The 1,366-nt window shown below is 70.9% G+C and carries 1 protein-coding gene and 1 rRNA gene; both read right to left on the bottom strand.

All coding sequences use genetic code 11. From position 1 onward, the window contains the following. Window positions 1-431, bottom strand: a 431-nt coding sequence (locus HP550_RS21915; RefSeq protein WP_210767665.1) for a hypothetical protein, incomplete at its 3' end; no start/stop codon positions are given. Window positions 432-1,236: 805 nt separating this feature from the next. Then, window positions 1,237-1,353: ribosomal RNA gene (gene rrf / locus HP550_RS04350) — 5S ribosomal RNA — on the bottom strand. Between the last annotated feature and the right edge of the window lie 13 nt (window positions 1,354-1,366).

Below are 1,366 nucleotides of genomic sequence, written 5' to 3'. Positions count from 1 at the left end.
GGACGGGCGGTCGCCCGAGGGACGGCCACCGCCGGAGCGGTCACCGTACGAGGGGCGGTCACCCGAAGGACGCCCTCCAGTTGAGCGGTCACCGTACGAAGGCCGGTCACCCGAAGGGCGCTGGCCGTAGGACGGGCGGTCACCTGAAGGACGACCCCCACCAGAACGATCACCGTAGGACGGCCGGTCACCCGAAGGACGACCACCACCGGAACGGTCACCGTACGAAGGCCGGTCACCCGAAGGGCGCTGGCCATAGGACGGGCCGTCACCTGAAGGACGACCCCCACCAGAACGATCACCGTAGGACGGCCGGTCACCCGAAGGACGACCACCACCGGAACGGTCACCGTACGACGGCCGGTCACCGCCGGGCCGCTGGCCATAGGACGGCCGGTCACCCGAAGGACGACCACCACCGGAACGGTCACCGTAGGACGGCCGGTCGCCACCGGACGGTCGGCTCCCGTACGACGGGCGATCACCGGCGGGCCGCTGGCCGTAGGACGGCCGGTCACCCGAGGGACGGCTGCCACCGGAACGGTCACCGTACGAGGGCCGGTTGCCGGACGGGCGGTCGCCGTAGGAGGGGCGCTCGCCACCTCGACCACGGTCGCCCTGGCCAGACCGATCGCCGTAGGACGGACGATCGCCGCCGCGAGAGTCGCCGGGACGCCCACCGGACGTCGGACGGAATCCACGGTCGTCGCCGGCCGGCCGTCCACCGGAGGACGGACGGTAGCCCCGATCGCCACCGGAGCTGGACGGGGAACGGTCGCCGCCGGAACGGTTCGCGCCGCGCGGCGCACCGCCCGAGGTCGGCCGCCCGCCACCGTAGGAGCCACCGCCGTAGGAACCGCCACCGCGACCGGACGTCCCGCCACGGGGCGCGCCGCTGCTGCCCTGGGATGTGCGCGGGCCTCGTGCCGAGCTGCTGCGTTCGCCGTCGGGTCGACCGCGGTTGGCGCCACCCGACCGACCCCGGTCGTCAGGTGTGCCCTCGGCACGATTCTCGCTGTTCATCTGTGTGCTCTCCTCGTCGCGATCGACCGCCCCATCGTCTCATCCCCTGCTCCGGACGCCGAACGGCGGCCGACTGGGCCGCGCCGAATTGGCGGAGCGGGGACGACAACTGCGGTGAAACATGGTGATCAATACGCCCGACGTCGCGCGCACAGAACCTTCTCCTGAAAACAGAAGAAGCCACCCCCGTAGGGGTGGCTTCTTCTGAATGATGTCCGGCGGCGTCCTACTCTCCCACACCCTGGCGAGTGCAGTACCATCGGCGCTGAAGGGCTTAGCTTCCGGGTTCGGAATGGGACCGGGCGTTTCCCCTTCGCTATGACCGCCGTAACGCTGTCGAGTT

The organism is Cellulomonas humilata, assembly GCF_013359775.1.
GTDB classification, from domain to species: domain Bacteria; phylum Actinomycetota; class Actinomycetes; order Actinomycetales; family Cellulomonadaceae; genus Cellulomonas; species Cellulomonas humilata.
Note: the sequence above shows the minus strand (reverse complement) of the source record. Positions and strands in the feature narration are given on the sequence as shown.